At 71.1% G+C, this 25,819-nt stretch carries 19 protein-coding genes; 12 read left to right on the top strand and 7 right to left on the bottom strand.

Going from position 1 to position 25,819, the window contains the following annotated elements; genetic code table 11:
• Nucleotides 1-36: 36 nt before the first annotated feature.
• Genes OG331_RS33565 through nirD form a run of 3 tightly spaced genes read left to right on the top strand, consistent with a single transcriptional unit; the run spans nucleotide 37 to nucleotide 4,201 of the window.
• Complete coding sequence (locus tag OG331_RS33565) at nucleotides 37-1,248, top strand: NAD(P)/FAD-dependent oxidoreductase (protein WP_406203121.1); 1,212 nt, start codon at nucleotides 37-39, stop codon at nucleotides 1,246-1,248.
• The gene (gene nirB / locus OG331_RS33560) at nucleotides 1,248-3,854 is read left to right on the top strand and encodes a nitrite reductase large subunit NirB (RefSeq protein WP_406203119.1); all 2,607 of its coding nucleotides are present in this window, start codon (nucleotides 1,248-1,250) and stop codon (nucleotides 3,852-3,854) included. Before OG331_RS33565 ends, nirB begins: the two co-directional genes overlap by 1 nt.
• A complete protein-coding gene (nirD, locus tag OG331_RS33555) occupies nucleotides 3,851-4,201 on the top strand; it encodes a nitrite reductase small subunit NirD (RefSeq protein ID WP_406203117.1) in 351 nt (116 codons plus the stop codon). The genes nirB and nirD overlap by 4 nt, the downstream gene beginning before the upstream one ends.
• A gap of 27 nt (nucleotides 4,202-4,228) precedes the next feature.
• Here nirD and OG331_RS33550 read toward each other — a convergent pair whose 3' ends face one another.
• From OG331_RS33550 to OG331_RS33535, 4 genes are all read right to left on the bottom strand, one after another.
• On the bottom strand, nucleotides 4,229-5,155 hold the full coding sequence (locus tag OG331_RS33550) for an oxidoreductase (protein ID WP_406203115.1): 927 nt from the start codon (nucleotides 5,153-5,155) through the stop codon (nucleotides 4,229-4,231).
• Nucleotides 5,156-5,194: 39 nt separating this feature from the next.
• Nucleotides 5,195-5,605: an excalibur calcium-binding domain-containing protein gene (locus OG331_RS33545; RefSeq protein WP_406203113.1), complete on the bottom strand. Its 411-nt coding sequence runs from the start codon at nucleotides 5,603-5,605 to the stop codon at nucleotides 5,195-5,197.
• 97 nt (nucleotides 5,606-5,702) lie between these two features.
• Nucleotides 5,703-7,436 carry a SulP family inorganic anion transporter gene (locus OG331_RS33540; protein WP_406203111.1) on the bottom strand — a complete coding sequence of 578 codons (1,734 nt, stop codon included), beginning with the start codon at nucleotides 7,434-7,436 and terminating at the stop codon, nucleotides 5,703-5,705.
• A complete protein-coding gene (locus OG331_RS33535) occupies nucleotides 7,433-8,038 on the bottom strand; it encodes a carbonic anhydrase (protein WP_406210445.1) in 606 nt (201 codons plus the stop codon). The genes OG331_RS33540 and OG331_RS33535 overlap by 4 nt, the downstream gene beginning before the upstream one ends.
• Nucleotides 8,039-8,230: 192 nt before the next feature.
• On the opposite strand from OG331_RS33535, the gene OG331_RS33530 reads away from it, so the two are divergent.
• From OG331_RS33530 to OG331_RS33510, 5 genes are all read left to right on the top strand, one after another.
• A complete protein-coding gene (locus tag OG331_RS33530; RefSeq protein WP_406203109.1) occupies nucleotides 8,231-9,163 on the top strand; it encodes a response regulator transcription factor in 933 nt (310 codons plus the stop codon).
• Complete coding sequence (locus OG331_RS33525) at nucleotides 9,160-10,650, top strand: sensor histidine kinase (protein ID WP_406203107.1); 1,491 nt, start codon at nucleotides 9,160-9,162, stop codon at nucleotides 10,648-10,650. Before OG331_RS33530 ends, OG331_RS33525 begins: the two co-directional genes overlap by 4 nt.
• Nucleotides 10,651-10,806: 156 nt before the next feature.
• Complete coding sequence (locus tag OG331_RS33520) at nucleotides 10,807-11,967, top strand: alkaline phosphatase PhoX (protein WP_406203105.1); 1,161 nt, start codon at nucleotides 10,807-10,809, stop codon at nucleotides 11,965-11,967.
• 85 nt (nucleotides 11,968-12,052) lie between these two features.
• A complete protein-coding gene (locus tag OG331_RS33515; protein ID WP_406203103.1) occupies nucleotides 12,053-12,568 on the top strand; it encodes an excalibur calcium-binding domain-containing protein in 516 nt (171 codons plus the stop codon).
• A gap of 283 nt (nucleotides 12,569-12,851) precedes the next feature.
• On the top strand, nucleotides 12,852-13,055 hold the full coding sequence (locus OG331_RS33510; protein ID WP_406203101.1) for a hypothetical protein: 204 nt from the start codon (nucleotides 12,852-12,854) through the stop codon (nucleotides 13,053-13,055).
• 173 nt (nucleotides 13,056-13,228) lie between these two features.
• On the opposite strand, the gene OG331_RS33505 is transcribed toward OG331_RS33510, so the two are convergent.
• Nucleotides 13,229-13,786, bottom strand: a complete 558-nt coding sequence (locus OG331_RS33505; RefSeq protein ID WP_406203099.1) for a DUF3291 domain-containing protein — start codon at nucleotides 13,784-13,786, stop codon at nucleotides 13,229-13,231.
• A gap of 1,014 nt (nucleotides 13,787-14,800) precedes the next feature.
• Here OG331_RS33505 and OG331_RS33500 point away from each other — a divergent pair.
• Nucleotides 14,801-15,643, top strand: coding sequence for a hypothetical protein (locus tag OG331_RS33500; RefSeq protein WP_406203097.1), 843 nt, complete (start codon nucleotides 14,801-14,803; stop codon nucleotides 15,641-15,643).
• A gap of 240 nt (nucleotides 15,644-15,883) precedes the next feature.
• Here OG331_RS33500 and ppdK read toward each other — a convergent pair whose 3' ends face one another.
• Together ppdK and OG331_RS33490 are read right to left on the bottom strand one after the other, a co-directional pair.
• The gene (gene ppdK / locus OG331_RS33495) at nucleotides 15,884-18,604 is read right to left on the bottom strand and encodes a pyruvate, phosphate dikinase (RefSeq protein ID WP_406203095.1); all 2,721 of its coding nucleotides are present in this window, start codon (nucleotides 18,602-18,604) and stop codon (nucleotides 15,884-15,886) included.
• Between the two features lie 406 nt (nucleotides 18,605-19,010).
• Complete coding sequence (locus OG331_RS33490) at nucleotides 19,011-20,213, bottom strand: ROK family protein (protein ID WP_406203093.1); 1,203 nt, start codon at nucleotides 20,211-20,213, stop codon at nucleotides 19,011-19,013.
• 78 nt (nucleotides 20,214-20,291) lie between these two features.
• Here OG331_RS33490 and OG331_RS33485 point away from each other — a divergent pair, with 78 nt between their 5' ends.
• The 3 genes from OG331_RS33485 (at nucleotide 20,292) to OG331_RS33475 (ending at nucleotide 25,818) form a co-directional block, all read left to right on the top strand.
• A complete protein-coding gene (locus OG331_RS33485; protein ID WP_406203091.1) occupies nucleotides 20,292-21,821 on the top strand; it encodes an MGH1-like glycoside hydrolase domain-containing protein in 1,530 nt (509 codons plus the stop codon).
• Complete coding sequence (locus OG331_RS33480) at nucleotides 21,818-23,755, top strand: glycogen debranching N-terminal domain-containing protein (protein ID WP_406203089.1); 1,938 nt, start codon at nucleotides 21,818-21,820, stop codon at nucleotides 23,753-23,755. The genes OG331_RS33485 and OG331_RS33480 overlap by 4 nt, the downstream gene beginning before the upstream one ends.
• A gap of 176 nt (nucleotides 23,756-23,931) precedes the next feature.
• Nucleotides 23,932-25,818 carry a CDP-alcohol phosphatidyltransferase gene (locus tag OG331_RS33475; protein WP_406203087.1) on the top strand — a complete coding sequence of 629 codons (1,887 nt, stop codon included), beginning with the start codon at nucleotides 23,932-23,934 and terminating at the stop codon, nucleotides 25,816-25,818.
• Nucleotide 25,819 lies beyond the last annotated feature (1 nt).

Below are 25,819 nucleotides of genomic sequence, written 5' to 3'. Positions count from 1 at the left end.
GCGGTCGGGAAACACCCGCACCGCACGCTCGACGCCATGACCTCGAATACGCGTGTGGTGGTGATCGGCGCCGGCCTCGCGGGCGTACGGCTCGCCCGGCGGCTCGGCGAGCTCGGCACGCCCGTGACGCTCGTCGGCGACGAGGAGCACCGCCCGTACAACCGGGTGCTGCTCGCCGAGGTGCTGGCCGGCCGGTACAGCCCCGACGTGATCGCCCTCCCGGCGCCGGCGGAGCTGACGCGTGGCCGGGTCACCGGCATCGACCGCGAGGTGCGAGCCGTACACCTCGCGGACGGGTCGGAGATCGCATACGACACGCTGGTCCTGGCCACCGGTTCGAACCCGGTACTGCCGCCCCTGCGCGGTCTGTTCACGCCCGACCATGTGCTGCCCGAGGGTGTGCACGCGTTCCGGACCATGGACGACTGCCTGGGCCTGTCCAAGGCCGTACGACCAGGTGTCCGGGCGGTCGTGATCGGCGGCGGACTCCTCGGCGTCTCCGCGGCCCGGGCCCTCGCGCTGCGCGGCGCGCAGGTCGTGCTCGCCCAGCAGTCCGAGCGGCTGATGGAGCGGCAGCTCGACCCGGCCGCCTCGAAGCTGGTCCGGCGCCACCTCGTCGACCTCGGCGTGGAGGTGCACACCCACCTGCGCGTGCGTGACGTGCGCTGCGTCGGCGGCGCGGTCCGCTCGGTGGAGATGGCCGACGGATACGCCCTCGACGCCGACCTCGTGGTCCTGGCCTGCGGCGTCCACCCGCGCGCGGGCCTCGCGCAGATCGCGGGGCTGGACGTCCGCAAGGGGATCGTCGTCGACGACGAGCTCCGTACGTCCGACCCGCACATCCGGGCCGTCGGCGACTGCGCACAGCACGACGGGACCGTGTACGGGCTGGCCGCGCCCGCGCTCGAACAGGCCGACGTCCTGGCCGAGTTGCTGGCGGGCAACGGCACCGCCCGTTACACGGGCACCCGGGCGCTGACCCGGCTGACGCTGGCCGGTGAGGGCTTCTTCGACCTCGCCGCGTTCGGCGAGACGGAGGCCCGGCCCGGCGACGACGTCGTGCAGCTGACCGACGCCACCCGCGGCACCTATCGCAAGGTCGTCGTCCGCGACGACCGCCTGGTCGGCGGGGTTCTCGTCGGCGAACTCGGCACCGTCGGCGCGCTCGCCCGCGCCTGGGAGGGAGCAGAGCCGCTCCCCGACGACGCCCCGCTGCTCCACCTGCTCACCAACGATGGAGGCTCCTGATGACCGCCACCCCGGAGGCCACGGAGGCCGCCCCCACGATCGTGCTCGTCGGCCACGGCATGGTCGGCCAGCGCTTTCTGGAGGCGCTCGCCGAGCGCGGCCTGACCGCCACGCACCGCGTGGTCGTGCTGTGCGAGGAGCCGCGTCCGGCGTACGACCGCGTTGCGCTCACCTCTTACTTCTCGGGCAAGACGCCCGAGGACCTCTCCATGACCGATATGGAGTTCATCAAGGACCACGGCATCGAGCTGTACGTCGGTGACCCGGCCGTCTCCGTCGACCGCGAGGCCCGGCAGGTCACCGCCGAGTCCGGCCAGGTCTTCGCGTACGACGCCCTCGTCCTCGCCACCGGCTCGTACCCGTTCGTGCCGCCGGTCCCGAACAAGGACGCCGCCGGCTGCTTCGTCTACCGCACGATCGAGGATCTCCTCGCGATCGAGGAGTACGCGCAGACGAAGGCCACGACCGGTGCCGTCGTCGGCGGCGGTCTGCTGGGCCTGGAGGCCGCCGGCGCGCTCAAGGGACTCGGTGTCGAGGCGCACATCGTGGAGTTCGCGCCTCGGCTGATGCCGGTGCAGGTCGACGACGGCGGCGGCGCGGCGCTGCTGCGCACCATCGAGAACATGGGCCTGACCGTCCACACCGGCGTCGGCACGCAGGAGATCGTCGTCGACGCGGACGGCGCCGTCACCGGCATGAAGCTGTCCGACGGCTCCGAACTCGCCACCGACATGGTGGTGTTCAGCGCCGGTGTCCGCCCCCGCGACCAGCTGGCCCGCGACTGCGGCCTCACCGTCGGCGAGCGCGGCGGCATCACGGTCGACGAGCAGTGCCGTACGGTCGCCGACCCGCACGTGTTCGCGATCGGCGAGTGCGCGCTGGCGTCGGACGGGCGGGTGTACGGCCTGGTGGCCCCCGGCTATGAGCAGGCGGAGACCGTGGCGGCGACGATCGCGTCCGACGAAGCCGCGTTCATCGGCGCCGACTTGTCGACGAAGCTGAAGCTGCTCGGCGTGGATGTCGCCTCCTTCGGTGACGCGCACGGCACCGCCGACGACTGCCTGGACGTCGTGTACTCCGACTCCCGCGCGGGCCTCTACAAGAAGCTGGTCATCGGCCGCGACGGCACGCTGCTCGGCGGCATCCTGGTCGGTGACGCGGACGCGTACGGCACGCTGAAGGCGTTCACCGGCTCGGTGCCGCCGGTCTCGCCCGAGTCGCTCGTCCTGCCCGCCGGCGCCGGCGGCCCCGCCCAGCTGGGCCCGTCCGCGCTGCCGGACGAGGCGGTGGTCTGCTCCTGCCACAACGTCACCAAGGGCACGATCCGCGGTGCGGTGACGGAGCATTCCTGCACGACCGTGCCCGAGGTGAAGAAGTGCACCAAGGCCGGTACGGGCTGCGGCTCCTGTGTGAAGGTCCTCGGCCAGCTGGTCACCGCCGAGCTGGAGGCGTCCGGCGTCGAGGTCGACAAGGGCCTGTGCGGCTGCTTCTCGCAGACCCGCGAGGAGCTGTACGAGATCGTCCTCGCCCTGCGCATCAACACCTACCAGGCCCTGCTGGACCGTTACGGCCGCGAGGGCGCCCGTGGCGGCGACGGCTGCGAGATCTGCAAGCCGGCGGTGGGGTCGATCATCGCGTCGCTGGCGCCCACGATCGGCGCGAGCGGCTATGTCCTGGACGGCGAGCAGGCGGCTCTGCAGGACAGCAACGACCACTTCCTCGCCAACATCCAGAAGAACGGCTCGTATTCGGTCGTACCCCGGATCGCCGGTGGTGAGATCACCCCGGAGGGGCTGATCGTGATCGGCGAGATCGCCCGCGACTTCGGTCTCTACACGAAGATCACCGGCGGCCAGCGCATCGACATGTTCGGGGCCCGGGTGGAACAACTTCCGCTCATCTGGGCCCGGTTGGTGGACGCCGGCTTCGAGTCCGGCCACGCCTACGGCAAGTCGCTGCGTACGGTGAAGTCCTGCGTCGGGCAGACCTGGTGCCGCTACGGCGTCCAGGACTCCGTCCGCATGGCGATCGACCTGGAGCTGCGCTACCGGGGCCTGCGCTCGCCGCACAAGCTGAAGTCGGCGGTGTCGGGCTGCCAGCGCGAGTGCGCGGAGGCCCAGTCGAAGGACTTCGGCGTGATCGCCACCGCCAACGGCTGGAACCTCTACGTCGGCGGCAACGGCGGCGCGACTCCGCGCCACGCGGACCTCCTCGCGCAGGACCTGTCGGACGCCGAGCTGATCCGCCTGATCGACCGCTTCCTGATGTTCTACATCCGCACCGCGGACCGTCTGGAGCGCACGAGCGTGTGGCTGGAGCGGATCCCGGGCGGCCTGGACCACGTGCGTGACGTGGTCGTCGAGGACTCCCTCGGCATCTGCGAGGAGCTGGAGTCCCTGATGGCGGCCCATGTCGCGAACTACCGCGACGAGTGGTCGGAGACCATCAACGACCCCGAGAAGCTGGCCCGGTTCGTGTCCTTCGTGAACGCCCCCGACACCCCCGACCCGGTCGTCGGCTTCGTGCCCGAGCGCGACCAGATCAAGCCCGACCTGCCGCTGCTGACCATCGGCCACCGCCCCCTGGAAGGAAGCGCCCAGCGATGACCCTGGCACCCGAGACGACCGACCTGAAGGTCCAAGTACGCCTGGCCGCGGACTGGTTGACGGTCTGCGACCTCACCCATCTGCTCCCCGGCCGCGGCGTCGCGGCCCTGCTGCCGGACGGCGGCCAGGTGGCCCTGTTCCGCGACCGCGGCGGCCGGCTGTACGCCATCGACAACCGCGACCCGTTCTGCGGCGCGGCAGTCCTCTCCCGCGGCCTGACCGGCACCCACCAGGGCCGCCCGTTCGTGGCGTCGCCCCTGCTGAAGCAGCGCTTCGACCTGGAGACCGGGCAGTGCCTGGACGACGAGGCGGTGCGGGTGACCGCGTACGAGGTGCGGGCCGCGTAGCGGGCCCCGTGGAGGGTGGCCTCGCGCTCACACCTTCAGGTCGTCGTATGCCACCCCGGTCAACCGCTCCGAGGCCTCCCAAAGCCGTTCGCCCGCCCGGTCGTTGAGGGTCCACGGTGCCCGCCAGGACCGGGCGGGTGAGCCGCGCCAGCCGGCGAGGGACGGGCCGGTGAAGGAGTCGGGGCGGACGTCGGGGGCGGTGGCGGCGTACAGGGTGGGCAGGGCGCCCGCCTCGGCGGGCTGGGCGAAGACGCGGTTGCCGAGGCGGGCGAACCACTCGCTCCCCCGGCGCCCCGCCATGCGCGGCCCCGCCGACTGGAGGTTGGTGTCCGCGTACCCGGGATGAGCGGCCGCTGCCACCACGTCCGCCCCCTGCCCGGCCAGCCTGCGTGCGAGCTCGTGCGTGAAGAGCAGGTTGGCGGTCTTGGACCGGGCGTAGGCGGTCCAACGCCGGTACCGGCGCTCGCTGTTGAGGTCGTCGATGTCGATGTTGGACATCGCGTGCAGCGGGCTGGAGACGGTCACCACCCGCGCGCCCGGCACACCGAGCAGCGCGGGCAGCAACAGCCCGGTGAGCGCGAAGTGCCCCAGGTGGTTGACCCCGAACTGCGTCTCGAAGCCGTCCACGGTGGTGCCGTACGGCAAGGCCATCACGCCGGCGTTGTTCACGAGCAGGTCCAGGCGGTCGTACGGGAATGCCGCGCAGAACTCCCGTACGGAGCCGAGGTCCGCGAGGTCGAGCCTCCTCAACTCGACTTCCGCGCCCGGCACTTCGGAGGCGATCCGCTCTCCGGCCGCCGCGCCCCGCGCCTCGCTCCGGCACGCGAGCAGCACCCGCGCCCCCTTCCGCGCCAGCTCGCGCGCGGTGACGTACCCGAGACCGCTGTTGGCCCCGGTGACGACGGCGACGCGGCCGCTCCGGTCGGGGATGTGCTGTGCGTTCCAGCCGGGCATGAGGAGCTCCTTTCCGGATGTGGACGGCTCCGTCCCAGCCTACGAGCGGGTGTCGCTCCGGCGCAGCCTGCGCGCCGCCACCAGCACCCCGCCGCCGGCGAGCAGAGCGGCCGCGCCGCCGGCCGCCAGGTACGGGGTGCTGTCGTCGCCGCCGGTCGCGGCGAGGTCGGTGCCGTTCTCCGCTCCCGATTCGGCCCCCGCCTCGTCGGGCTTGTCGTCGGCCGGGACGAAGCCGGCGGGCGGGTTGTCGCAGCCGAGGCCGTCGCCGTCCCGGTCGAGGTGGGAGCCGTAGTGCTCGTCGCCCTTCGGGATGTCGGAGTGCCCGTTGGCGTAGGCCTCGGTGCAGTTCTCGAACGGGTGGTCACCGTCATGGGCAGCGGCGGTGGCCGGCAGTGCGGCCAGTGCCAGCGCGGCGACGACGATGGCGCCGGGCTTGCGGAGCAGGTTCACGGGGGAGTCCTCCCTGGTCGTTCATGACGGTCGTTCGCGAGGTGACGAACGTAGCCAGGGGCCGCGGTTGCGGCGGAGTTATGAAGGACCCGTGACGCTAACGTGACGTGACCGGAAAGTAGCTCTCCGCATGGTCCGCGTGGCCCTCGGACAGCGGCCGGGTGTCCAGATAGAACCACTCGGCGTCCGGGCCGGGGGCCGACGATGCGGGCGGTGCGGGAGCCGGTGTCGCGACGACGGGTGTCTCCGTCTTCGCCGGCCCCGGCATCAGCAGCTCCACCCGCAACCCGAGCCCCCGCTGTTGCGCCGTGAACTCCTCCACCTGGCTCCGGCAGGCGTGGTCCAGATGGGTCACGCCGGTCAGGTCCAGACGGATGCGCGGCTTGCCCGAGGCTGCCGCGCTTTCCAGTGCCTCGATGACCTGAGGCAGCCGTAGGAAGGTGGCGTTGCCGGCCATGACGACCTTCGCGGTGTCGTCCTCGACGTGTTGCCGGATCACCGTCTGGGACATGCGCAGGGCGGCCAGGACGATCCCGGCCGCGAGGCCGATGAGGACCCCCTCCAGCAGCGCGGTCGCCACGATGACCAGGGTTGTCGTCGTCATCACGACGAACTCGCCACGGTCCTGCCGCCACATCTTCGGGAACTCGTCCGGCGCGAACAGCTTCCAGCCGCTGTGGACGAGGACGCCCGCGAGCACCGAGATCGGGATCAGGGCCAGGACCTGCGGCAGCAGCAGCGCGAACGCGAGCAGCCACAGGCCGTGCAGGGTGCGGGAGATACGGGTCTTGGCGCCGGCCTGGACGTTCGCCGAGCTGCGGGCGACGACCGCCGTGATCGGGAGGGCGCCGAGGATGCCCGCGACGGTGTTGCCGGCGCCCTGGGCGATGAGTTCGGTGTTGTAGCGGGTGCGCGGGCCGCTGTGCATACGGTCCACGGCGGCCGCGGTGAACAGGCTCTCCGCGGAGGCGATGACCGTGAAGGTGAGGATGGCCGTGATGACCGCGGTGTCCGCGAGGCCCGCGAACTGCTCGGCTCCCGGCACCTGCACCGACGCCACAAGATTGCCGACCTGGAGCGTCTTCACGTCCACGCCGGGCAGCGCCGCGACCGCGATGCCGATGCCGACCGCCACGAGCGCGGCCGGGACCTTCTTCGCCGGGCCCGGGACCTTCTTCCACAGGAAGCTCAGCACGATCGTGGCGACGCCGAGCAGCGTGGCGATCATCGCCTGGGGGCTGGTGAGGATGTCCGCGAACAGGCCCGGGATGCCCGCCATGTTCTCGATCGGCGTGCCCGGGGCCTTGGAGTCCGCCATCGGGTAGGCCTGACTGAACATCAGCGGCAGGCCGATGCCGGCCAGCATGCCCTGGACCACGGCGAGGGAGATCGCCTGGAACAGCCGGCCGAGGCGCACGACGCCGAGGATGATCTGCAGGATGCCCGAGAACAGGACGATCACGCCGAGCATCGCCACGCCGAGCTCCGTCACCGTCTCCGCGACCAGCGCGGCGAGCCCGGCGGCCGGCCCGCTGACCTGGAGCGTGCTGCCCCGGACCGCGCCTACGACCAGGCCGCCGATCACCCCGGAGATGATCCCCAGTTCGGCGGGGACCCCGGAGGCGACGGCCACGCCGATGCACAGGGGCAGGGCGACGAGGAAGACGACGAGGGAGGCGGTGATCTCGTTGGCGAGGTCGAGCTTCGCGCCTCGGGCGGCACCGTTGCCCCCGTTGCCCGACGGCCTGGCGACAGCCTCGGTCTTCGGCGGGCTCATCCCCGGCACGTTCACCTTCGTGCGCGTACGCCCGCGCGCATGCGCCCCGCTCATCCGGCATGCACCCGGAACCGGCCGTCGTCCTCCAGCTCGTGCACCTGCCCGGTGTCGACCTCGTAGTACCAGCCGTGCAGCCGCAGCCGCCCCCCGTCCAGCCGCTGCCGCACCACCGGGTAAGTCCGCAGTACGGCAAGCTGGTTGACGACGTTGCCCTGGGCCACGTCCGGCAGCGACGGGTCGTCCGAGGCGGCCGTGAGAACCGGCGCCAGTTCGGGGCGGGCGAGCTGCAGCCAGGCGTCCACGCCGGGCAGCGCGGACAGATCGTCGCCGGACTTCAGCGCGCCCATCGCGCCGCAGTGTGAGTGACCGCACACGACGATGTCCTGAACCCCGAGCACCTCCAGTGCGTACTCGATGGTGGCTGCCTCGCCGGAGGCACCGGGGCTGCCGTACGGCGGCACGATATTGCCCGCGTTCCGCAGCTCGAATATCTCTCCGGGCCGTGCGCCGGTAATCAGGGCGGGTATGACCCGTGAGTCCGAGCAGGTAATGAAGAGCGCCTCGGGATATTGCCCCTCGGCCAGTTTCCGGTATTCAACGTTCTCGAAATCGACCCGTCGCTTGAACGAGCGGGCGCGGTCCAGCAACGCCTTCAACGGTGCCTCCAGGGTGGGGAGTTCGGCAAGTTCACAGCACCGTAGAGGAGCCGACACCAGAGGAAGGTTAAGTAAAGGCCAGAGCGCGTCCAGCAATTGGACATTATTTGCCGCAACTCCCTGCAAGCGCTTGTTTCTTGTAGCGTGTCGACGTCAGGGCAGAGAATGCAAATTCACCGAGAGACAGGACGCATGGGCATACGAGTGCTGCTCATCGAGGACGACGAGACGATCGCCGAACCGCTCGCCGAGGGCCTCGGCCACTTCGGTCTGACGGTGGATCACGTGACCACCGGCGCCGAGGGACTGAGAAGGCCGTACGGCGATGTCGTCCTGCTCGACCTCGGGTTGCCGGACATGGACGGCATCGACGTGTGCCGGGGCATCCGGCGGGTCTCGGACGTGCCGGTCATCATCCTGAGTGCGCGGGGTGAGGAGGCCGACCGGGTGCTGGGCCTGGAGCTGGGGGCGGACGACTATCTGGCGAAGCCGTTCAGCGTGCGGGAGTTGGTGGCGCGGGTGCGGGCGGTGACCCGGCGGACGCAGCGCACGGAGGCGGTGGCGGAGCCGAGCGGCTCGGCGGCGCCGGTCGGCTTGGCGGCGTCCGTGGACATGACCGCGCCTCTGGACATGGCGGCGCCGGTCGAGCGGGGACGTACGGAAGCGCTGGTGGAGCGGCTGCGCACGGAGGCGGCGGCTTCATCGGCGGTCACCCGGACACCCGCACCGCTGTCCCCGCCGGCCGCACCCCCGTCGCGCGAGACCGCGCCGGGCCCGGCGTACGAGGAGTCAGCACCCTCACCCTCGTACGCCCCCGGCCCCCTCGTCGTCGACCGCCGCACCCGTCAGGTCTGGGTCGGCGAGGTCCCCGTCACCCTCACCCCCAAGGAGTTCGAGCTGCTGGCGCTGCTGACCGAGGATCCCGGCGCGGTCTACTCCAGGCAGCAGATCCTGGACCGGGTGTGGGACCCGCACTACGAGGGCCCGACCAAGACGCTGGACGTCCATGTCGCGGCGCTGCGGCGGAAGCTGGGGCATCCGGCATGGATCCAGACCCTGCGCGGGGTCGGTTTCCGGCTGGCGGTGCAGACCGAGCCGGGCGGGCCTCAGGTGTCCTCGCCATGACCCGCCGGCTGCTGCTCAGCTACCTCAGTCTCGCCGCGCTCGTCCTGGCCTGCCTGGAGATCCCGCTGGGTTTCGTCTACTCGCGCAGCGAGCGGGAGCGGGTGGTGAGCGCGGCGAAGGACGAGGCGGAGTCGGTGGCCGCGTACGCGTCGCTGTCCCTCAGCACCGGCCGCGCCGAGCGGGATCTGCCGCGCCGGGTGGTGCGCTGCGCCGAGCGCATCGGCGGGCAGGTGGTGATCGTGGACGCCTCGGGCGCCCTGCTCGCCACCTCGCACCCGCGGGCCTCGGTGATGTCCTCCAACCTGGCCTCCCGCCCCGGTATCGCGGCCGCCCTGCGCGGCACGTCCACCGTGGACGTCCGTACGTCGACCATCGGCGGCGTCGAGTATCTGTCGGTCGCCGGTCCGGTCATGCGCGATGCCCGGCTGCAGGGTGCCGTGTGGCTGACGCTGCCGACGCGGACGGTGCATGAACGCGTCCATCACGTCTGGCTGTTGCTGGCGCTCGGCGGGCTCGGGGTGCTCACCGCGGTCGCGGTGGTCGGGTTCGCCATCGCCTGCTGGGCCGGCCGTCCCATCCGTGAACTGGAGCGCGCCACTCATGAGTTGGCGGAGGGCGGGCGGGCCCGTCCGGTGACGATGACGAAGGGTCCGCCGGAGGTCCGCCGGCTGGCCGCCGCGTTCAACCGTACGGCGGCCCGGCTCGCCCATCTCCTCGCCGCGCAGCGGGCGTTCGCGGGCGAGGCGTCGCACCAGCTGAAGACGCCGCTCGCGGCGTTGCGGCTGCGGCTGGAGAACCTGGAGCCGAACGTCTCCGACCGCGGTATCGGCAGTCTCACCGCCGCCGTGACCGAGACGGACCGGCTCGCGCGGATGGTCGAGGGGCTGCTGGCGATGGCCCGCCTGGAGGAGGACTCCGCGACGCCCGCCCCGGTCGACGTGGGCGCGGTCTGCGCGGAGCGGCACCGCACCTGGCTGCCGCTGTTCGGGCAGCAGCGGGTCGCACTGGTGCTGTTCGCGGGCAGTGTGGGGCCGGTCCTTGCGGTGCCGGGCGGGGTCGAGCAGATCGTGGACAACCTGCTCTCCAACGCCCTGCGTGCCTCCCCGCCCGACAGCACCGTCGCCATCGAGCTACGGCTGCATGTGCCGGCCCGCCGTGCCCTGCGCGACGCCCGCCCCGCCTGGGTCGACCTGCACATCACCGACGAGGGGCCCGGCATGACCTCGGAGCAGCGCGCTCGCGCCTTCGACCGCTTCTGGCGCGCGCCGGGTGCCCCCAAGGGCGGTACCGGGCTCGGCCTTTCGCTGGTCCACCGGCTCGCGCACGCGAGCGGCGGTGAGGCGAGCCTGCACGCCTCGGCCGCGGGCGGCCTGGACGCGGTGGTCCGGCTGCCGTCGGCGGAACCGCCGCGCGAGACGCACGGGCCGGGAGTCGAGCGGCCCGGGCAGCGGAGGCGGGGGCGGGGGGTGCCGGCGCTGCGCGCCTGACCTGCTCCCCCATGGACGGCTTTTCGGTACGCCGTCCGATGGCCATTAACTGGCTACGATCCGTCCACCATGCTCCCTTAGGTTCCATGCCGCTCCCTCTGGCACAACCCCGTCGTCGACCGGCGGCGGGGCGGTACGGCACCTATTGGAGTGAGAGTGGAACGTCGTAGCCTCCTGCGTGCGGCCGTCCTTGGCGGCTCTGCCGCCGTGTTCGGCGGAACCCTGTGGCGCGGCGCCGCGTACGCGGCCCCGGCCCAGCCCGGCACCGGCCCCTACGGGGCGCTGGGTTCCCCCGACGCCAACGGCATCAGACTCCCGAGCGGCTTCACCAGCCGCGTCATCGCCCGCTCCGGGCAGACGGTCTCCGGTACGTCGTACACCTGGCACAACGCCCCTGACGGCGGCGCGTGTTACGCGGACGGCAGTGGCTGGATCTACGTCTCCAACTCCGAGATCAACCCCTCCGGCGGCGCGAGCGCGGTGAAGTTCTCGTCGGCGGGCGCGATCACGGCCGCGTACCGCATCCTCTCCTCCACCCGCCAGAACTGCGCGGGCGGCAAGACCCCGTGGAACACCTGGCTGTCCTGCGAGGAGGTGTCCCTCGGCTACGTCTACGAGACGGACCCGTGGGGCACTCAGGCGGCGGTCCGCCGTGCGGCGATGGGCCGCTTCAAGCACGAGGCGGCGGCCGCGGACCCGGTGCGCAAGGTGATCTACCTGACCGAGGACGAGACGAACGGCCGCTTCTACCGCTTCGTCCCGACGACCTGGGGCGACCTGTCCTCGGGCACCCTCCAGGTCATGGTCGCGGGCAGCGCCACCTCGGGCTCCTTCACCTGGGCCGACATCCCCGACCCGGACGGCTCCCCGACGGCCACCCGCTCCCAGGTGTCGGGCTCCAAGTCCTTCAACGGCGGCGAGGGCTGCCACTACGCCGACGACACGGTGTGGTTCACGACGAAGGGCGACAACCGGGTCTGGCAGCTCAACCTCACCTCGAACACCTACGAGCTGGCCTACGACGACTCCCTCGTCACCTCCGGCACGGCCCCACTCACGGGCGTCGACAACATCACCGGCACCTCCTCCGGCGACCTCTTCGTAGCCGAGGACGGCGGCAACATGGAGATCTGCGTCATCACTCCGGCCGACGTCATCGCCCCGTTCCTCCGCATCGACGGCCAGTCGGGCTCGGAGATCACGGGCCCTGCCTTCTCCCCCGACGGCACCCGGCTCTACTTCTCCAGCCAGCGGGGCACCAGCGGGAGTTCGTCGGGCGGGATCACGTATGAGGTGAAGGGCCCGTTCCGCGCGTAGCGGTTACAAATCAGACACACCGTCTCCACAACTACTCTCCGCGCAATACGGTCATCCCCTCACGCACCACCAGTGGGGGGATGACATGACCAATCCGTACGCCTCGGCACCCATGCCGCAGCAGCCCGTGCCGCCACAGCGACCCTTCCGCCCGGCCCCCAAGTGGGCCCGCAAGCGCTACATACTTCCCGCCCTGGGGCTGGCCTTCTTCGTGGGCATCGGCGCGGGCGCGTCGGGCGAGGACTCGCAGACCACCGAGGCAAAGCCGACGTCGGCCTCACCACAACCCACGGTCACCGTCACGGCGACCACGACCGCCGCAGCCGAAGACCCCGAACCGGCGCCGACGGTGACGGCCACGAAGACGGTGAAGGTCACCACGACGGCCACGGCGACCCCGGCAGCGGGCGACGACTCCGCGTCCGGCGATTCCGCGTCCGGCAATTCCGATGACGACGGCGGCTCGTCAGGCGGCAGTGCCGTCCACTACGCCAACTGCAGCGCGGCCCGCGCCGCCGGCGCCGCGCCCGTCCACCGGGGCGAGCCTGGCTACGGGTCCCATCTGGACCGGGACAACGACGGGGTCGGCTGCGACAGTTGAGGGCAGGCCGACGCCCCGGCGTGGAAGTAGGCGGCGCACAGAGCCGGGTTACCCGGAACCCCACGGCCAAGACGCCGGGGAACAAGCTGGAACTCAGCGGCTTCCGCAGACGACACTCCCGCGCAATCACCCGTCCGAGGGACCCTGGGCCTCGTCCGATGCGCCCAAGATCCATCCTCCCGAAAGAGGCGTCACTATGAGTCTCAAGCAGGAGGCCCGCACCACCGAACGGGCTTGGCGGCATGATCGGTGGGGCGGGCACCGAGTACCAGGAGGTACCGCTATGAGTGTGGCTCCCATCCGCTCCGCACCGCCCGTCACCCGCCCGAGGAACTGGGCGGCCCTGCTGATCGTGATCGTGATCGTCTATGTCCCGGCGACGCAGATCCAGGACATCCTGACCAGCCTGATCGCACTGTCAGGAGTACTCGTCTCGGGCTCGGCAGTGAGAGCCGTATCCGCGCGGCAGCCGCAGACGACCACCTGACGACGCCTGGGCAGCCACCTCGGCGCGAGACTCGAAGATCATGGCCCGGCGTCGTGCGGATGATGCAGGCGAGGGCGGCACCCGCACAGGGTGTACGGCTGGCTTCCCGACCCGGGAGGCCGGCCGTTTTTTCATGCCCCCGGGGCACTCTCGGGGCACATCGTGCTTCCTTGTCAGCGCACCTGGTCGCTCTTCGGCCCGATGCCTTTGATCCTGGTCGGAGTTCCGTCCGGGGCGAACGAGTGGTGGAAGGTGAAGGCGTGCGGCGCGGAGCCGTGGTCGTGGAGGTGTTCCAGCCTGGAAACCCCGTCCTGCCAGGTGGGTATCACGCCGTCGGAGACCCACCAGCACACGTAGTTCGGGTGCCCTGTCCTCTCGAACCAGTCGTAACGCCTGTTCAGCGCCTCACAGTGCAGACCGGTGTAGACGGCGTCGAGGGCGGGGCGCAGGTCGGTCCAGAGTGAGAGGGTCGCGGCCAGGGCGGTGGTTTCCACCGTATGGCCCTTGCCGTACCAGGTCGGTACGGCGAACTCTCCCCATGCACCCCAGTCCGCCTCGAAGAGCATGCCCCGGTCCGCGTCTGCCGGTTCAGCACGCGCGAGGTATCCGGGGTGCTGACTGATCTTCCGGTAGACGGCCTCACCAATGTCGTAGAACTCGCGCGTGAGAGGTGCGGGATCGGCGAGAGGTGACTTCAGGACGCCGAATGTGTACAGAGCAAGATGGGGCATGCGTCTCTCCCTGGTTGAGGCTGCCTGGTGAGGACCCGGTTCGGCGGCTTACGCATGGGGGCGAGGGTTCGTGAGGCATGACCGACTCATCCCGTCGCGGGTGGCTCAGCCCGAAGGAACTCCTGCGCGACCGTGGGCGATCGCCGGGGACCAGGTGAAGGTAGCTGCCTCTGCGGGCCCTGTCGAAGTTGCGTTCTCCCTGTCCAAGTGGCTTCTTGCACCGTCCGCACCCCTGTCCGACAGCCCCGAGTGCCGCCGGCGTGGCCGGTTCGCCCAGGCGGGCCTGCCCGGGCTGGGTGTTGGACCTGTACGCCCGCACCTGGCGGGGCGAACAGCTCGGCAATGGCGAGTACGTGATCAGCGCGGACGAGAAGACCTCCATCCAGGGCCGGTGCGGCCCTCCAGACCGAGCTCGGGCCGCCTCGCATCCTTTGACGGTCGCGTCGACTATCCGACCAGCATGGATAAAACGCTCACGAAATGACCGTTTTGCTCGGTCTGCTCTGGCAGAGTCGCTGCGTGTTCAGGAGTGCGTGAAGCGAGGTGCCCCAAGCGCCCAGTGACCAGGGAAATGCCATGAGCGACGCAGGAGGCTGCTCCGGCCGGAACGAACACCGGAGTACGGGCCGCAGCGCCGGGGACGGTGCTGCGTCGCCTGTCCCGGGCGCGGAGAGTCCGGCTCAGCCGGCTCCGGGTGGGCCGGGCGGAGGGCGCGTCGCGTCCGCGGGGTCCGAACGAGGGGCCGAGGCCGCCGTCCTGGCGGGCGTTGATCACCGTCCTGCTGACGGCTCTCGTGATGGCGCAGCATGCTGTGGTCGTCCGCGACCCATCAGCCCTCAGGAAGAGGGCGGTATCGCCGCCGTCCCGCCCGCATGAACCGGCCGCGCCCCGCATCCCGCCGCCGAGACCGGGCCGGCCAAGCACCGTGCCGCACCCCCCAAGCCTGCGGCAACGGCTCGACAGGACGGCGTCTCGCCCGTCTCCCGGTCCCACCTGAACCTCCAGGCTCGGCCCGTGGGACAGCCTGAGCAGCGCGCCGAGGGCGCGGGGCCGTTCACCACCCGGCTCACCTGGCAGCCTCCCGGCGGCGGCACCGCCGTGTGGGACTCCCGGCTCGCGCGCCGGCGCGGAGTACTCGCCGTCCGTCCCCACGGTGCGGCGGCGACTCGGCACATCCGTGCGGACGCCGTCGCCATCGCCCGCCTGCGCAGACTCAACGCCATCGCGGCGATCGCCTTCGTCATCGGCGGGGCACTCTTCGCCGCCGGCGCGGCCGTCGCCCAGTTCGGCTCCGGCGACGCCACCGAGTGCGCCTCGATCTACTTCGCCGGCGGCCTGTTCTTCAACACCGGCGGGTACGTTTCACTGCTCCAGGTGCTCAACGCGCCCCGCCACGAAGGCGGCGGCGAAGGCCGACTGGTCACCCCCCACTGGCGATGGTGGAGCTACGAGCCGATGCGGGTGGACTGGCTGAGCGCGTTCGTCCTGTTCGTGGGCACCCTCGTCTTCTCCGTCGACCTGCTGGACTCCTTCCTGCAGGGACTGAACGTCCACCAGGTCAACCGGCTGATCTGGGTGCCCAATGTGATCGGCTGCGCACTCTTCCTGATCTCCGGCCACCTGGGCTTTGTCGAGATCTGCCACGGCCGGCCCTGTCTGCGCCCGCACAGCCTCGGCTGGCGGATCGTCGCCGTGAATCAGCTCGGCTCCGCCCTCTTCATGGTCTCCGCGCTGGCTGCCTACACCCGCCCCGCCACCGACAGCCTCGTCAACGCCGACATCGCCAACTGGGGCACCCTCACCGGCGCCCTGTGCTTCTCCCTCGCCGGGCTCCTCCAACTCGGTGAACGTCCATAGACCCGTAGGCGAGGTGCTGCTGAGCAACTGCCTCACCGTCGCCGGCACAGTGCTTCAAAGAAGCCCCGACAGCCGGGCCACCTGGGGGCGAGGGGGACCGCCCCGGAAGGTGCCGAATGACGCGAGAGAGGGCGGCACCCCCGCACAGGGTGCCGCCCTCCTTGGTGCACCGGAGCCGCCGCCCATCGGTCTTGAGGGTCGGGGACAGGCGACGACTCCGGAGTTGCGTGGCCGTGAGGCCTAGCGGTGGTCGCTGCCCACCGAAGTGGAGGCCGCGCGGCCGGCCTCGAGGCGGGCGACCGGGATGCGGAACGGGGAGCAGGAGACGTAGTCGAGGCCGACCTCGTGGAAGAAGTGGACCGACTCGGGGTCGCCGCCGTGCTCGCCGCAGACGCCGAGCTTGAGGTCGGGGCGGGTCTCACGGCCCGCCTTGGCCGCGGACGCGACCAGGGAGCCCACGCCGTCCTTGTCGATGGTCTCGAACGGGGAGACGCCGAAGATGCCCTTCTCCAGGTACGCCGTGAAGAACGAGGCCTCCACGTCGTCCCGGCTGAAGCCCCACACCGTCTGGGTGAGGTCGTTCGTGCCGAAGGAGAAGAACTCCGCCGCCTCGGCGATCTGACCGGCCGTGAGGGCGGCGCGCGGCAGCTCGATCATCGTGCCGATGGAGAGCTTCAGCTTCGTACCCGTCGCCGCCTCGACCTCCGCGATGACCTGGTCGGCCTCCTCGCGGACGATCTCCAGCTCCTGGACGGTGCCGACGAGCGGGATCATGATCTCGGCGCGCGGGTCGCCCTTGGCGTTCTTGCGCTCGGCGGCGGCTTCCGCGATCGCGCGGACCTGCATCGTGAACAGGCCGGGAATGACCAGGCCCAGGCGTACGCCGCGCAGGCCCAGCATCGGGTTCTGCTCGTGCAGGCGGTGCACGGCCTGGAGCAGGCGCAGCTCGTTCTCGTGCGGCTCCTGGCGGGACTCCGCGAGGGCGACACGGACCGACAGCTCGGTGATGTCGGGGAGGAACTCGTGCAGCGGCGGGTCCAGGAGACGGACCGTCACCGGGAGGCCGTCCATCGCCGAGAACAGCTCGACGAAGTCCTTCTTCTGCAGCGGCAGCAGCTCCGAGAGGGCGGCCTCGCGGACCTCCTCGGTGTCGGCGAGGATCAGCTTCTCGACCATCTCGCGGCGCTCACCGAGGAACATGTGCTCCGTACGGCACAGACCGATGCCCTGGGCGCCGAAGCGACGGGCGCGCATCGCGTCCTCGGCGTTGTCCGCGTTGGCGCGCACCCGCAGGCGCCGCTTGCGGTCGGCGAACGCCATGATCCGGTGCACGGCCTCGACCAGCTCGTCGGCGTCGTTGGCGCCCGCGTGCATCCGGCCCTCGAAGTACTCCACGACCGGGGACGGGACGACCGGGACCTCGCCCAGGTACACCTTGCCGTTGGAGCCGTCGATGGAGATCAGGTCGCCCTCCTCCACGACGTGTCCGCCCGGAACCGTCATACGGCGGCGCTTGGTGTCGACCTCCAGCTCCTCGGCGCCGCAGACACAGGTCTTGCCCATGCCGCGCGCCACCACGGCCGCGTGCGAGGTCTTGCCGCCACGGGAGGTCAGGATGCCCTCGGCGGCGATCATGCCGTCCAGGTCGTCGGGGTTGGTCTCCCGGCGGACCAGGATGACCTTCTCGCCGGAACGCGACCACTTCACCGCGGTGTACGAGTCGAAGACCGCCTTGCCGACCGCCGCACCCGGCGACGCCGCGATGCCCCGGCCGACCTGCTCGACCTTGGCCTCGTCGTCGAACTTCGGGAACATCAGCTGCGCGAGCTGGGCGCCGTTGACGCGCTGGAGCGCCTCCGCCTCGTCGATCAGGCCCTGGTCCACCAGCTGCGTCGCGATACGGAAGGCGGCGCCCGCCGTGCGCTTGCCGACGCGCGTCTGGAGCATCCACAGCTGACCGCGCTCGATGGTGAACTCGATGTCGCAGAGGTCCTTGTAGTGGTTCTCCAGCGTCTCCATGATCTGCATCAGCTGGTCGTACGACTTCTTGTCGATCGACTCCAGCTCCGCCAGCGGGACGGTGTTGCGGATGCCCGCGACCACGTCCTCGCCCTGGGCGTTCTGCAGGTAGTCGCCGTAGACGCCCTGGTGGCCGGAGGCGGGGTCACGGGTGAAGGCGACGCCCGTGCCGGAGTCCGGGCCCAGGTTGCCGAAGACCATCGAGCAGACGTTGACGGCCGTGCCCAGGTCGTGCGGGATGCGCTCCTGACGGCGGTACAGCTTGGCGCGGTCGGTGTTCCAGGAGTCGAAGACCGCGTGGATGGCGAGGTCCATCTGCTCACGCGGGTCCTGCGGGAAGTCCCGGCCGGCCTCGGTCTTGACGATCTTCTTGAACTTGGTGACCAGCTTCTTGAGGTCGGCCGCCTCCAGGTCCGTGTCGACCGAGACCTTCTTGGTGGCCTTCGCCGCCTCCAGCGCCTCCTCGAAGAGGTCCCCCTCGACGCCGAGCACGGTCTTGCCGAACATCTGGATGAGGCGCCGGTAGGAGTCCCACGCGAACCGCTCGTCGCCGGCCTGTTCGGCGAGGCCCTTCACGGACTTGTCGGAGAGCCCGATGTTGAGGACCGTGTCCATCATTCCGGGCATGGAGAACTTGGCGCCGGAACGGACCGAGACGAGCAGCGGGTTGTCGGCCTGGCCGAGCTTCTTGCCCATGCGGGCCTCAAGGGCGTCGAGGTGCGCACTCACCTCGTCACGCAGTGCCGCGGGCTCCTCGCCACTGTCGAGGTAGACCTTGCAGGCTTCCGTCGTGATCGTGAAGCCGGGGGGAACGGGAAGCCCCAGGTTGGTCATCTCGGCGAGGTTCGCGCCCTTGCCACCCAGGAGGTCCTTGAGGTCCTTGTTTCCCTCGGTGAAGTCGTAAACGAACTTCGCTACGTGGGGTTCTTTGTTTTCCGACACGGTCTCGACTCCCTCGAGGACGCGGTGGCTGCCCTGACGGCGAGGAACATACCCAGATCGAAGGCGCCTGGGTACGTCTACTCACGCGTCATGCGCCTGTAACCACCCGTCCGCCAGTGGATCGAAAGTCAAGGCTTGGCAAGCCGCGACGGCCGGATGTTTTCACTTCTTGAACGCAAGAGGGTTCACAGGTGCGGTTTATCGCTCAGATGAGCAGCCATCCCGCACGTTTGATTTCGATCGATGAACGATCAAAGGGTGGCACCGAGTGCCACCCTTTGGAGAAGTGCAGCCGCTCAAGATCCGCTCATCTGAGCGCAACCCTTATCAAGGGTGGCGAGAATCACGCTGCCACAGCCGCCGAGATTTCACCATGCGGACGTGCCCCGAGACGGAAACACGGACGTCACACACCCAGCGCGAGCAGCCGTTCCTCCACCCGGGAGGGCGCGTACAGATGCTCCACGACCAGCGCCCCGGCACCCACCAGACCGGCCCGCTCCCCCAGCCGCGAGGTCACGACGTTCAGATGAGCGGTGGAGCGCGGCAGCGCCCGCTGGTACAGCAACTCCCGTACGCCGGTGAGGAAGGGCGTCCCCGCCAGATCCCCGGCGATCATCAGCACCCCGGGATTGAGCAGCGTCACGACCGTCGCCAGTACGTCCCCGACCTGCCGCCCGGCGTCCCGTGCCAGCGCCGCCGCCCCTGGATGCCCGGACGCCAGCACGTCCCGCACATCCGAGCCGGACGCCGCAGGCACCCCGGTCCCGGCCAGCCTCCGGGCCACCGCGCCGCCACTGGCGACGGCCGCGAGACAGCCGTACGAACCGCACCGGCACAGCGCGTCCGCGCCCGCCGGCACCCGGATGTGGCCGATGTCGCCGGCGCCCCCGTCGATGCCCCGGTAGATGGCGCCGTCGACCACGACCCCGGCGCCGATGCCGGTCGACACCTTGACCAGGACGAACGCCGAGCAGTCGGGGAAACCCGTGCGCTGTTCGCCGTACGCCATGAGGTTGGCGTCGTTGTCGACCAGCACCGGGACCGGCGCGGCGCCGGTGGCCTCGGTGAAGGCCCTGGCCAGGCGTCCGGTTATGTCGTAGCCGTCCCAGCCGGGCATGATCGGCGGCTGGACGACCCGGCCGGTCCCGCTGTCCACCGGCCCCGGCACCGCGAGCCCGATGCCGCCCACCTCGTCGGCCCGGCGCCCGGTCTTCTCCAGCAGCTCGGCGAACCAGTGCCCCAGCTCGCCCAGCACCACGTCCGGTCCGTCCTCGATGACCAGCGTGCCGGTGTGCTCGGCGAGGATCTCGCCGGTCAGGGACAGTACGGCGGCACGCGCGTGCCGGGTCTCCAGGTCGGCGACGAGGACCACGGCGTGGGCGTCGTCGAACTCCAGGGTGATGGAGGGACGGCCGCCCAGCGGGGAGTCCACGGGACCGCCGGCGCCCTCGCGCAGCCAGCCGGCCCGGAAGAGGCGGTCGAGGCGCTGGCCGACGGTGGCCCGGGAGAGGCCGGTGGCCTGCTGGAGCGCTCCGCGCGTGACGGCGCGCCCGCTCCGCACCAGTTCGAGCAGTTCCCCGGCACTCGCTTGGCCCCGTGCGCTCATGCACACCCCCTTGTGCTTCTCAACTCTGCATTACATATTGGGTTTTGCGTGTTAAATAGACGTAACCCTACGGTAGCCATGACCGAACCGGTCGGCCGGACGTCTTTCGGGGAGCCCCGAGTGGATCGCACTGCCCAGCTCACAGCCCGCCCCATCGAGCGTGACATTGCATACGATCCGCCTCCCGTGGCGGATTCACTGCACGTCAGGGCTGCCCGGGTGCTGGAGGACAACTGGACGGGCGCCTCGACGGTGCCCTCGCGCAACCTGTATCCGCACCAGTGGTCCTGGGACTCGGCGTTCATCGCGATCGGCCTGAGGCATGTCTCGCCGCTGCGGGCGCAGACGGAGCTGGAGACGCTGCTCGGCGCCCAGTGGGGTGACGGGCGGATCCCGCACATCGTCTTCAACCCCTCCGTGCCGCTCGACGCCTACTTCCCGAGCCCCGACTTCTGGCGCTCCTCGACCGCGGGGCGTGCTGCGGGCGCCCCGCGCACCGTACAGACCTCCGGCATCGTGCAACCACCGGTGCACGCGCTGGCGGCCTGGCTGGTGCACCGCGCCGACCCGGGACTGTCCCGGGCGCGCGGCTTCCTCACCCGGATGTATCCCCGCCTCGCCGCCTGGCACCGCTATCTGCTGCACCGGCGCGACCTCGGCGCAGGCGGCCTCGCGTCCGTCGTGCACCCCTGGGAACAGGGTATGGACAACAGCCCCTGCTGGGACGCCCCGCTCGCCCGCGTCACCCCGGCCGCGGCCCGCTCCTTCCGCCGCGCCGACCTCGACCACGGGGCGGCCGAGGACCGGCCGACGGATCTGGACTACGGGCGGTATGTGCGGCTGGCGACGGACTACCGGGACGGCGGGTATGCGGACGGCGCCGGGGACTTCGCGGTCGAGGACCCCGCGTTCAACGCCCTGCTCATCGCGTCCGAGCACGCGCTGGCCGAGATCGCCCGGGAGCTGGGGGCGACGGGCACGGCCCGGCACGCGCGCGCCGAGCGGCTGACGGCGGCGCTGATCGAGCGACTGTGGGACCCGGCGGAGGGCATGTTCTTCTGCCGGGACGTGCGCAGCGAGGGGCGGGGCGACGGACCGGTCGAGCCGCGGAGCGACGGGCTGGGCGAGCGGCGGACCGGCGGGTCGGCGACAGGGGAGCCGATCCGCGAGCGCAGCGTCTCCGGCCTCGTCCCCCTCCTCCTCCCCACCCTCCCCCGCGACATCGCCGCCGCGCTGGTGCGGACGCTGGGCGGACCCCACTTCGGCCTCGGCGGCACGACCCGCCTCGTGCCGAGCTACGACCTGCTCGGCGAGGCCTTCGAACCGCACCGCTACTGGCGTGGCCCGGCCTGGTTCAACACCGGCTGGCTGCTGGAGCGCGGGCTCCGGCTGCACGGCGAGCGCGGCCGGGCCGACGCCCTGCGCAGGGCGATCCTGCACACCGCCGACGTCTCCGGGTTCGCGGAGTACGTCAACCCGTACAGCGGCGACGCCTGCGGAGCCACCGGCTTCAGCTGGACCGCCGCGCTCACGCTCGACCTGCTGCACGACCACCCCGCGTGGGACACGAACGCCGTCAAGGAACTCAAGGGAGGGGACCGGGGATGACGGACCGCCATCATCTGCTCGTCTACGGGGGAACGTTCGCCGCCGTGGGCGACGGCGGGGACATCAGCGGCGTACGCGCCGCCGGCTCTCCGGAGGGCTTATTCGTACGGGACGCCCGGCATCTGAGCCGCTGGCAGCTCACCGTGGACGGCGCGGTACCGGAGGCGCTCTCCCCGGTCGCCGACGGGGACACGGCCCGCTGTGTCCTGGTCCCGCGCGGCGGCCGCAACGAGCCTCCGGCCTACACGCTCTTCCGTGAACAGGCCGTCGGGGACGGGTCGTTCATCGAGTCGCTGCGTGTGACGAGCAACCGGCCGGTGCCGACGACGATCCGTCTGGCCGTCACCGCGGACGCCGACTTCACCGACCAGTTCGAACTGCGCTCCGACCACCGCACGTACGCCAAGACCGGTGCCACCCGCTCCCGCCAGGTCCTGGACCACGGCGTGGAGTTCACGTACCAGCGAGGCGAATGGCGTTCGATCACCACCGTGACCGCGGACCCCGCGCCCGACGGCGTGGAGGAGACCGGCACCGGCGCCCGCCGCCTGGTCTGGGCCCTCGACCTCGACCCGCACGGCACGGCGGAGCTGACCCTCCGGGTGATGGCCCGCCCGCACGGCGACAAACGCGCCCTGCGCGTCCCTCGCTCCCCCGCGGCCCTGTCCTCCCAACTCCTCGCCGTGGAGGGCGAGTTCGTGGAGGGCGTGGCCTTCCCGACCGGCTGGCCCGAGCTGGCCGCCGCCTGTGCCCGGGGCCTTGCCGACCTGGCCGCGCTCCAGGTCCCCGCGACGGGCCCGGACGGCGAGGAACTGCGCGTTCCCGCGGCCGGCGCCCCCTGGTTCCTGACCCTGCTGGGCCGCGACGCCCTCCTCACCTCGCTCTTCGCCCTCCCCTACCGCCCCCGCCTCGCCGCCGCCACCCTCCCCGCACTGGCCGCGACCCAGGCCACGGAGATGGTCCCCGAGTCCGTCGCCCAGCCCGGCAAGATCGTGCACGAGGTGCGGCACGGCGAGCTGGCGCACTTCGGGCAGGTGCCGTACGGCCGCTACTACGGCTCGGTGGACGCGACGCCGCTGTTCCTGATCCTGCTCGGCGCATACGTGGAACAGACCGGCGACACAGCCCTGGCCCGAGCCCTGGAGCCCAACGCCCGCGCGGCGATCGGCTGGATGCTGGACCATGGCGGGCTGACCTCCCGCGGCTACCTGGTCTACCGCGCCGACCAGGGCGGCCTCGCCAACCAGAACTGGAAGGACTCCCCCGGCGCGATCTGCTCGGCCGACGGCACCCGCCCCGGCGGCCCCGTGATGGCGGCGGGCGCCCAGGGCTATGCGTACGACGCCCTGCGCCGCACCGGGTGGCTGGCCCGCACGGTGTGGCAGGACGAGACCTACGCGGCCCTCCTGGAACAGGCGGCGGGCGACCTCCGTGACCGTTTCCAGCGGGACTTCTGGATGCCGGAGCACTCCTTCCCCGCGCTGGCCCTGGACGGCGGGGGCCGGCAGGTCGACGCGCTCGCATCCGACGCGGGGCATCTCCTCTGGTCCGGGCTGCTGGACAAGGAGTACGGCGAGGCGGTGGGCCGTCGCCTCCTCGAACCGGACTTCTTCTCGGGCTGGGGAGTCCGCACCCTGGCCGCCGGCCAGCCTGCCTACCACCCCCTCTCCTACCACCGGGGCTCGGTCTGGCCGCACGACAACGCGCTGATCACCCTGGGCCTGGCTCGCTACGGCCTGCACGACGAGGCCCGCACGGTGGCCCACGCCCTGGTCGACGCGGCGACGACCACCGGCCACCGGCTCCCGGAGGTCCTCGCGGGCTACGGCCGTGACACCCACGCGGAGCCCGTGCCGTACCCGCACGCCTGCGTACGCGAGTCCCGCTCGGCGGCGGCCCCGCTGGCGCTCCTGACGGCGGTGGGAGGGGCGTAGACGTCTTGCCCGCGGGCCTGTTGGCCTGCCGTTTGCCCAGCGTTTGCCGAGCGCTGGGGCACCGGAGCTGAACACCGGCCGGGGGCCGGCCGTACGGGATGACGGCGGGCCCCCAGCCTCCCCAGCGAGGCCCGCCGCACCACTCCACCAGGGGCCTCGCACGGAAGGACCTTCGGGTGCCGGTCTTCACGCGCCTACGTCAACTACCCGGCAAGAAGAACACCTTGCCCGACGAGACGTCCCTCAGCGAGCCCACGCCGGCCGACGCCGGGGACTCCCCGCAGGCCCCGCCCGTACCCGCCGACGGCGAGGACACGGCACAGGAACCCGCCGCCCCCGACGACGAAAGCAGCACGGGTGGTGCGGGTGGGAACAACAACACGGGCGAAAGCGAAGCCGAGCCCGAAGCAAAGCCCCCGACCGACCGCGCCCTCAGAATCAGGCGCACCCTCCACTGGACGACCACCGCCCTCGCCGCCGCCCTGATCCTCGCCGCCCTCCTCCTCCCCAACACCCTCCCCGCCCTGCAGCCGAACACCTTCACCCGCATCCCCGCGGAGGCGATCATCGGCGCAGTCGTGATGCTCGCCCTCCCCCGCCGCCCACGAATAGCCGCGGCAACGCTCTACGGCATCGGCCTCGCCGTACTCACCGTGCTGAACCTCCTGGACATGGGCTTCAACGAGTACCTCGGCCGAGGCTTCAACGCCGCCCTCGACTGGGACCTCCTCCCCGACGCCCAGTCGTACGTCGCCGACACGATGGGCGGAGCCGTGGCCACCGGCGCTGCCATCGGCGGCGTCATCCTGATCCTGCTGCTGATGGCCCTGATGGCAGCCGCAACGATCCACCTCAGCGCCCTCCTCACGATGCACAGGGCGAGGGCCACCCAGGGGGCGCTCATGGCCGGCACCGTCTGGATCACCTGCACCGCACTCAATCTCCAGGCCTTCGGCACGCCGATCGCCTCCGACCACGCCGCCGGCGCTTTCAGGACCCACGCACAGCGGACGGTGGACTCCCTGGAGGACGAGGCCCGGTTCGCGAAGGAGGCCGAGGCCGACACCTTCGGCAACACGCCCCCCGACCAGCTGCTGCCGGACCTGCGCGGCAAGGACGTCGTCTTCACGTTCATCGAGAGCTACGGCCGCAGCGCCATCGAGGACCCGATCACGGCCCCCGGCGTCGGCAGAACCCTCGACGCGAGCAACGAGGCCCTGGCCAAGGCGGGCTTCCACGCGAGGAGCGGCTGGCTGACCTCGGCGACGTTCGGCGGCAGCAGCTGGCTGGGCCACTCCACGACCATGTCGGGCCTGTGGATCGACAACCAGCGCCGCTACCGCACCGTCACCGCCGGTGAGCACCTCACCCTCACCAAGGCGTTCCGGAAGACCGGAGCCTGGGACACGGTCGGAGTCATGCCCGGCGTGCAGAAGGGCTGGCCGGAGTCGAAGTGGTACGGCCTCGACAGGCTGTACAACGCCTGGCAACTGGGCTACAAGGGCCCGAAGTTCAGCTGGTCGACGATGCCCGACCAGTACGCCCTGGAGGCCTTCCAGCGCCGGATCCACGGCAAGAAGCACGACAAGCCGCTGATGTCCTTCGTCATCCTGACCTCAAGCCACCAGCCCTGGGCCCCGATCCCGGAGATGGTCGACTGGGACGACCTGGGCGACGGTTCGGTCTTCGACCCGATCCAGAAGGCGGGCAAGAAGCCGGGGGACGTCCTCACCGACACCACGAAGTCCCGCGAGGAGTACGGCAAGTCCGTGGAGTACTCGCTGACCAGCCTCACGCAGTGGATGGAGCGCTACGGCACCGACGACACGGTTCTCGTCTTCCTCGGCGATCACCAGCCCATGGCCCGCGTCAGCGGCAACCACGCCGGCCGTGACGTACCGATCTCCATCGTCGCCAAGGACCCGAAGGTCCTCGACAAGATCGCCGACTGGAACTGGACGGACGGCCTCAAGCCCGCCAAGGACGCCCCGGTCTGGAAGATGAGCGCGTTCCGGGACCGCTTCCTGACGGCGTACGGCTCGACACCGCACGCCTCGGACTAGT

It is taken from the genome of Streptomyces sp. NBC_01017 (assembly GCF_045162795.1).
In the GTDB taxonomy this organism is placed as follows: domain Bacteria; phylum Actinomycetota; class Actinomycetes; order Streptomycetales; family Streptomycetaceae; genus Streptomyces; species Streptomyces machairae.
Note: the sequence above shows the minus strand (reverse complement) of the source record. Positions and strands in the feature narration are given on the sequence as shown.

Excerpts from the sequence above, each read along its gene's own strand:
- OG331_RS33565 (WP_406203121.1), top strand. The coding sequence starts at position 37 with ATGACCTCGAATACGCGTGTGGTGGTGATCGGCGCCGGCCTCGCGGGC.
- nirB (WP_406203119.1), top strand. The coding sequence starts at position 1,248 with ATGACCGCCACCCCGGAGGCCACGGAGGCCGCCCCCACGATCGTGCTC.
- nirD (WP_406203117.1), top strand. The coding sequence starts at position 3,851 with ATGACCCTGGCACCCGAGACGACCGACCTGAAGGTCCAAGTACGCCTG.
- OG331_RS33550 (WP_406203115.1), bottom strand. The coding sequence starts at position 5,155 with ATGCCCGGCTGGAACGCACAGCACATCCCCGACCGGAGCGGCCGCGTC.
- OG331_RS33540 (WP_406203111.1), bottom strand. The coding sequence starts at position 7,436 with ATGAGCGGGGCGCATGCGCGCGGGCGTACGCGCACGAAGGTGAACGTG.
- OG331_RS33530 (WP_406203109.1), top strand. The coding sequence starts at position 8,231 with ATGGGCATACGAGTGCTGCTCATCGAGGACGACGAGACGATCGCCGAA.
- OG331_RS33525 (WP_406203107.1), top strand. The coding sequence starts at position 9,160 with ATGACCCGCCGGCTGCTGCTCAGCTACCTCAGTCTCGCCGCGCTCGTC.
- OG331_RS33515 (WP_406203103.1), top strand. The coding sequence starts at position 12,053 with ATGACCAATCCGTACGCCTCGGCACCCATGCCGCAGCAGCCCGTGCCG.
- OG331_RS33510 (WP_406203101.1), top strand. The coding sequence starts at position 12,852 with ATGAGTGTGGCTCCCATCCGCTCCGCACCGCCCGTCACCCGCCCGAGG.
- OG331_RS33505 (WP_406203099.1), bottom strand. The coding sequence starts at position 13,786 with ATGCCCCATCTTGCTCTGTACACATTCGGCGTCCTGAAGTCACCTCTC.
- OG331_RS33490 (WP_406203093.1), bottom strand. The coding sequence starts at position 20,213 with ATGAGCGCACGGGGCCAAGCGAGTGCCGGGGAACTGCTCGAACTGGTG.
- OG331_RS33485 (WP_406203091.1), top strand. The coding sequence starts at position 20,292 with ATGACCGAACCGGTCGGCCGGACGTCTTTCGGGGAGCCCCGAGTGGAT.
- OG331_RS33480 (WP_406203089.1), top strand. The coding sequence starts at position 21,818 with ATGACGGACCGCCATCATCTGCTCGTCTACGGGGGAACGTTCGCCGCC.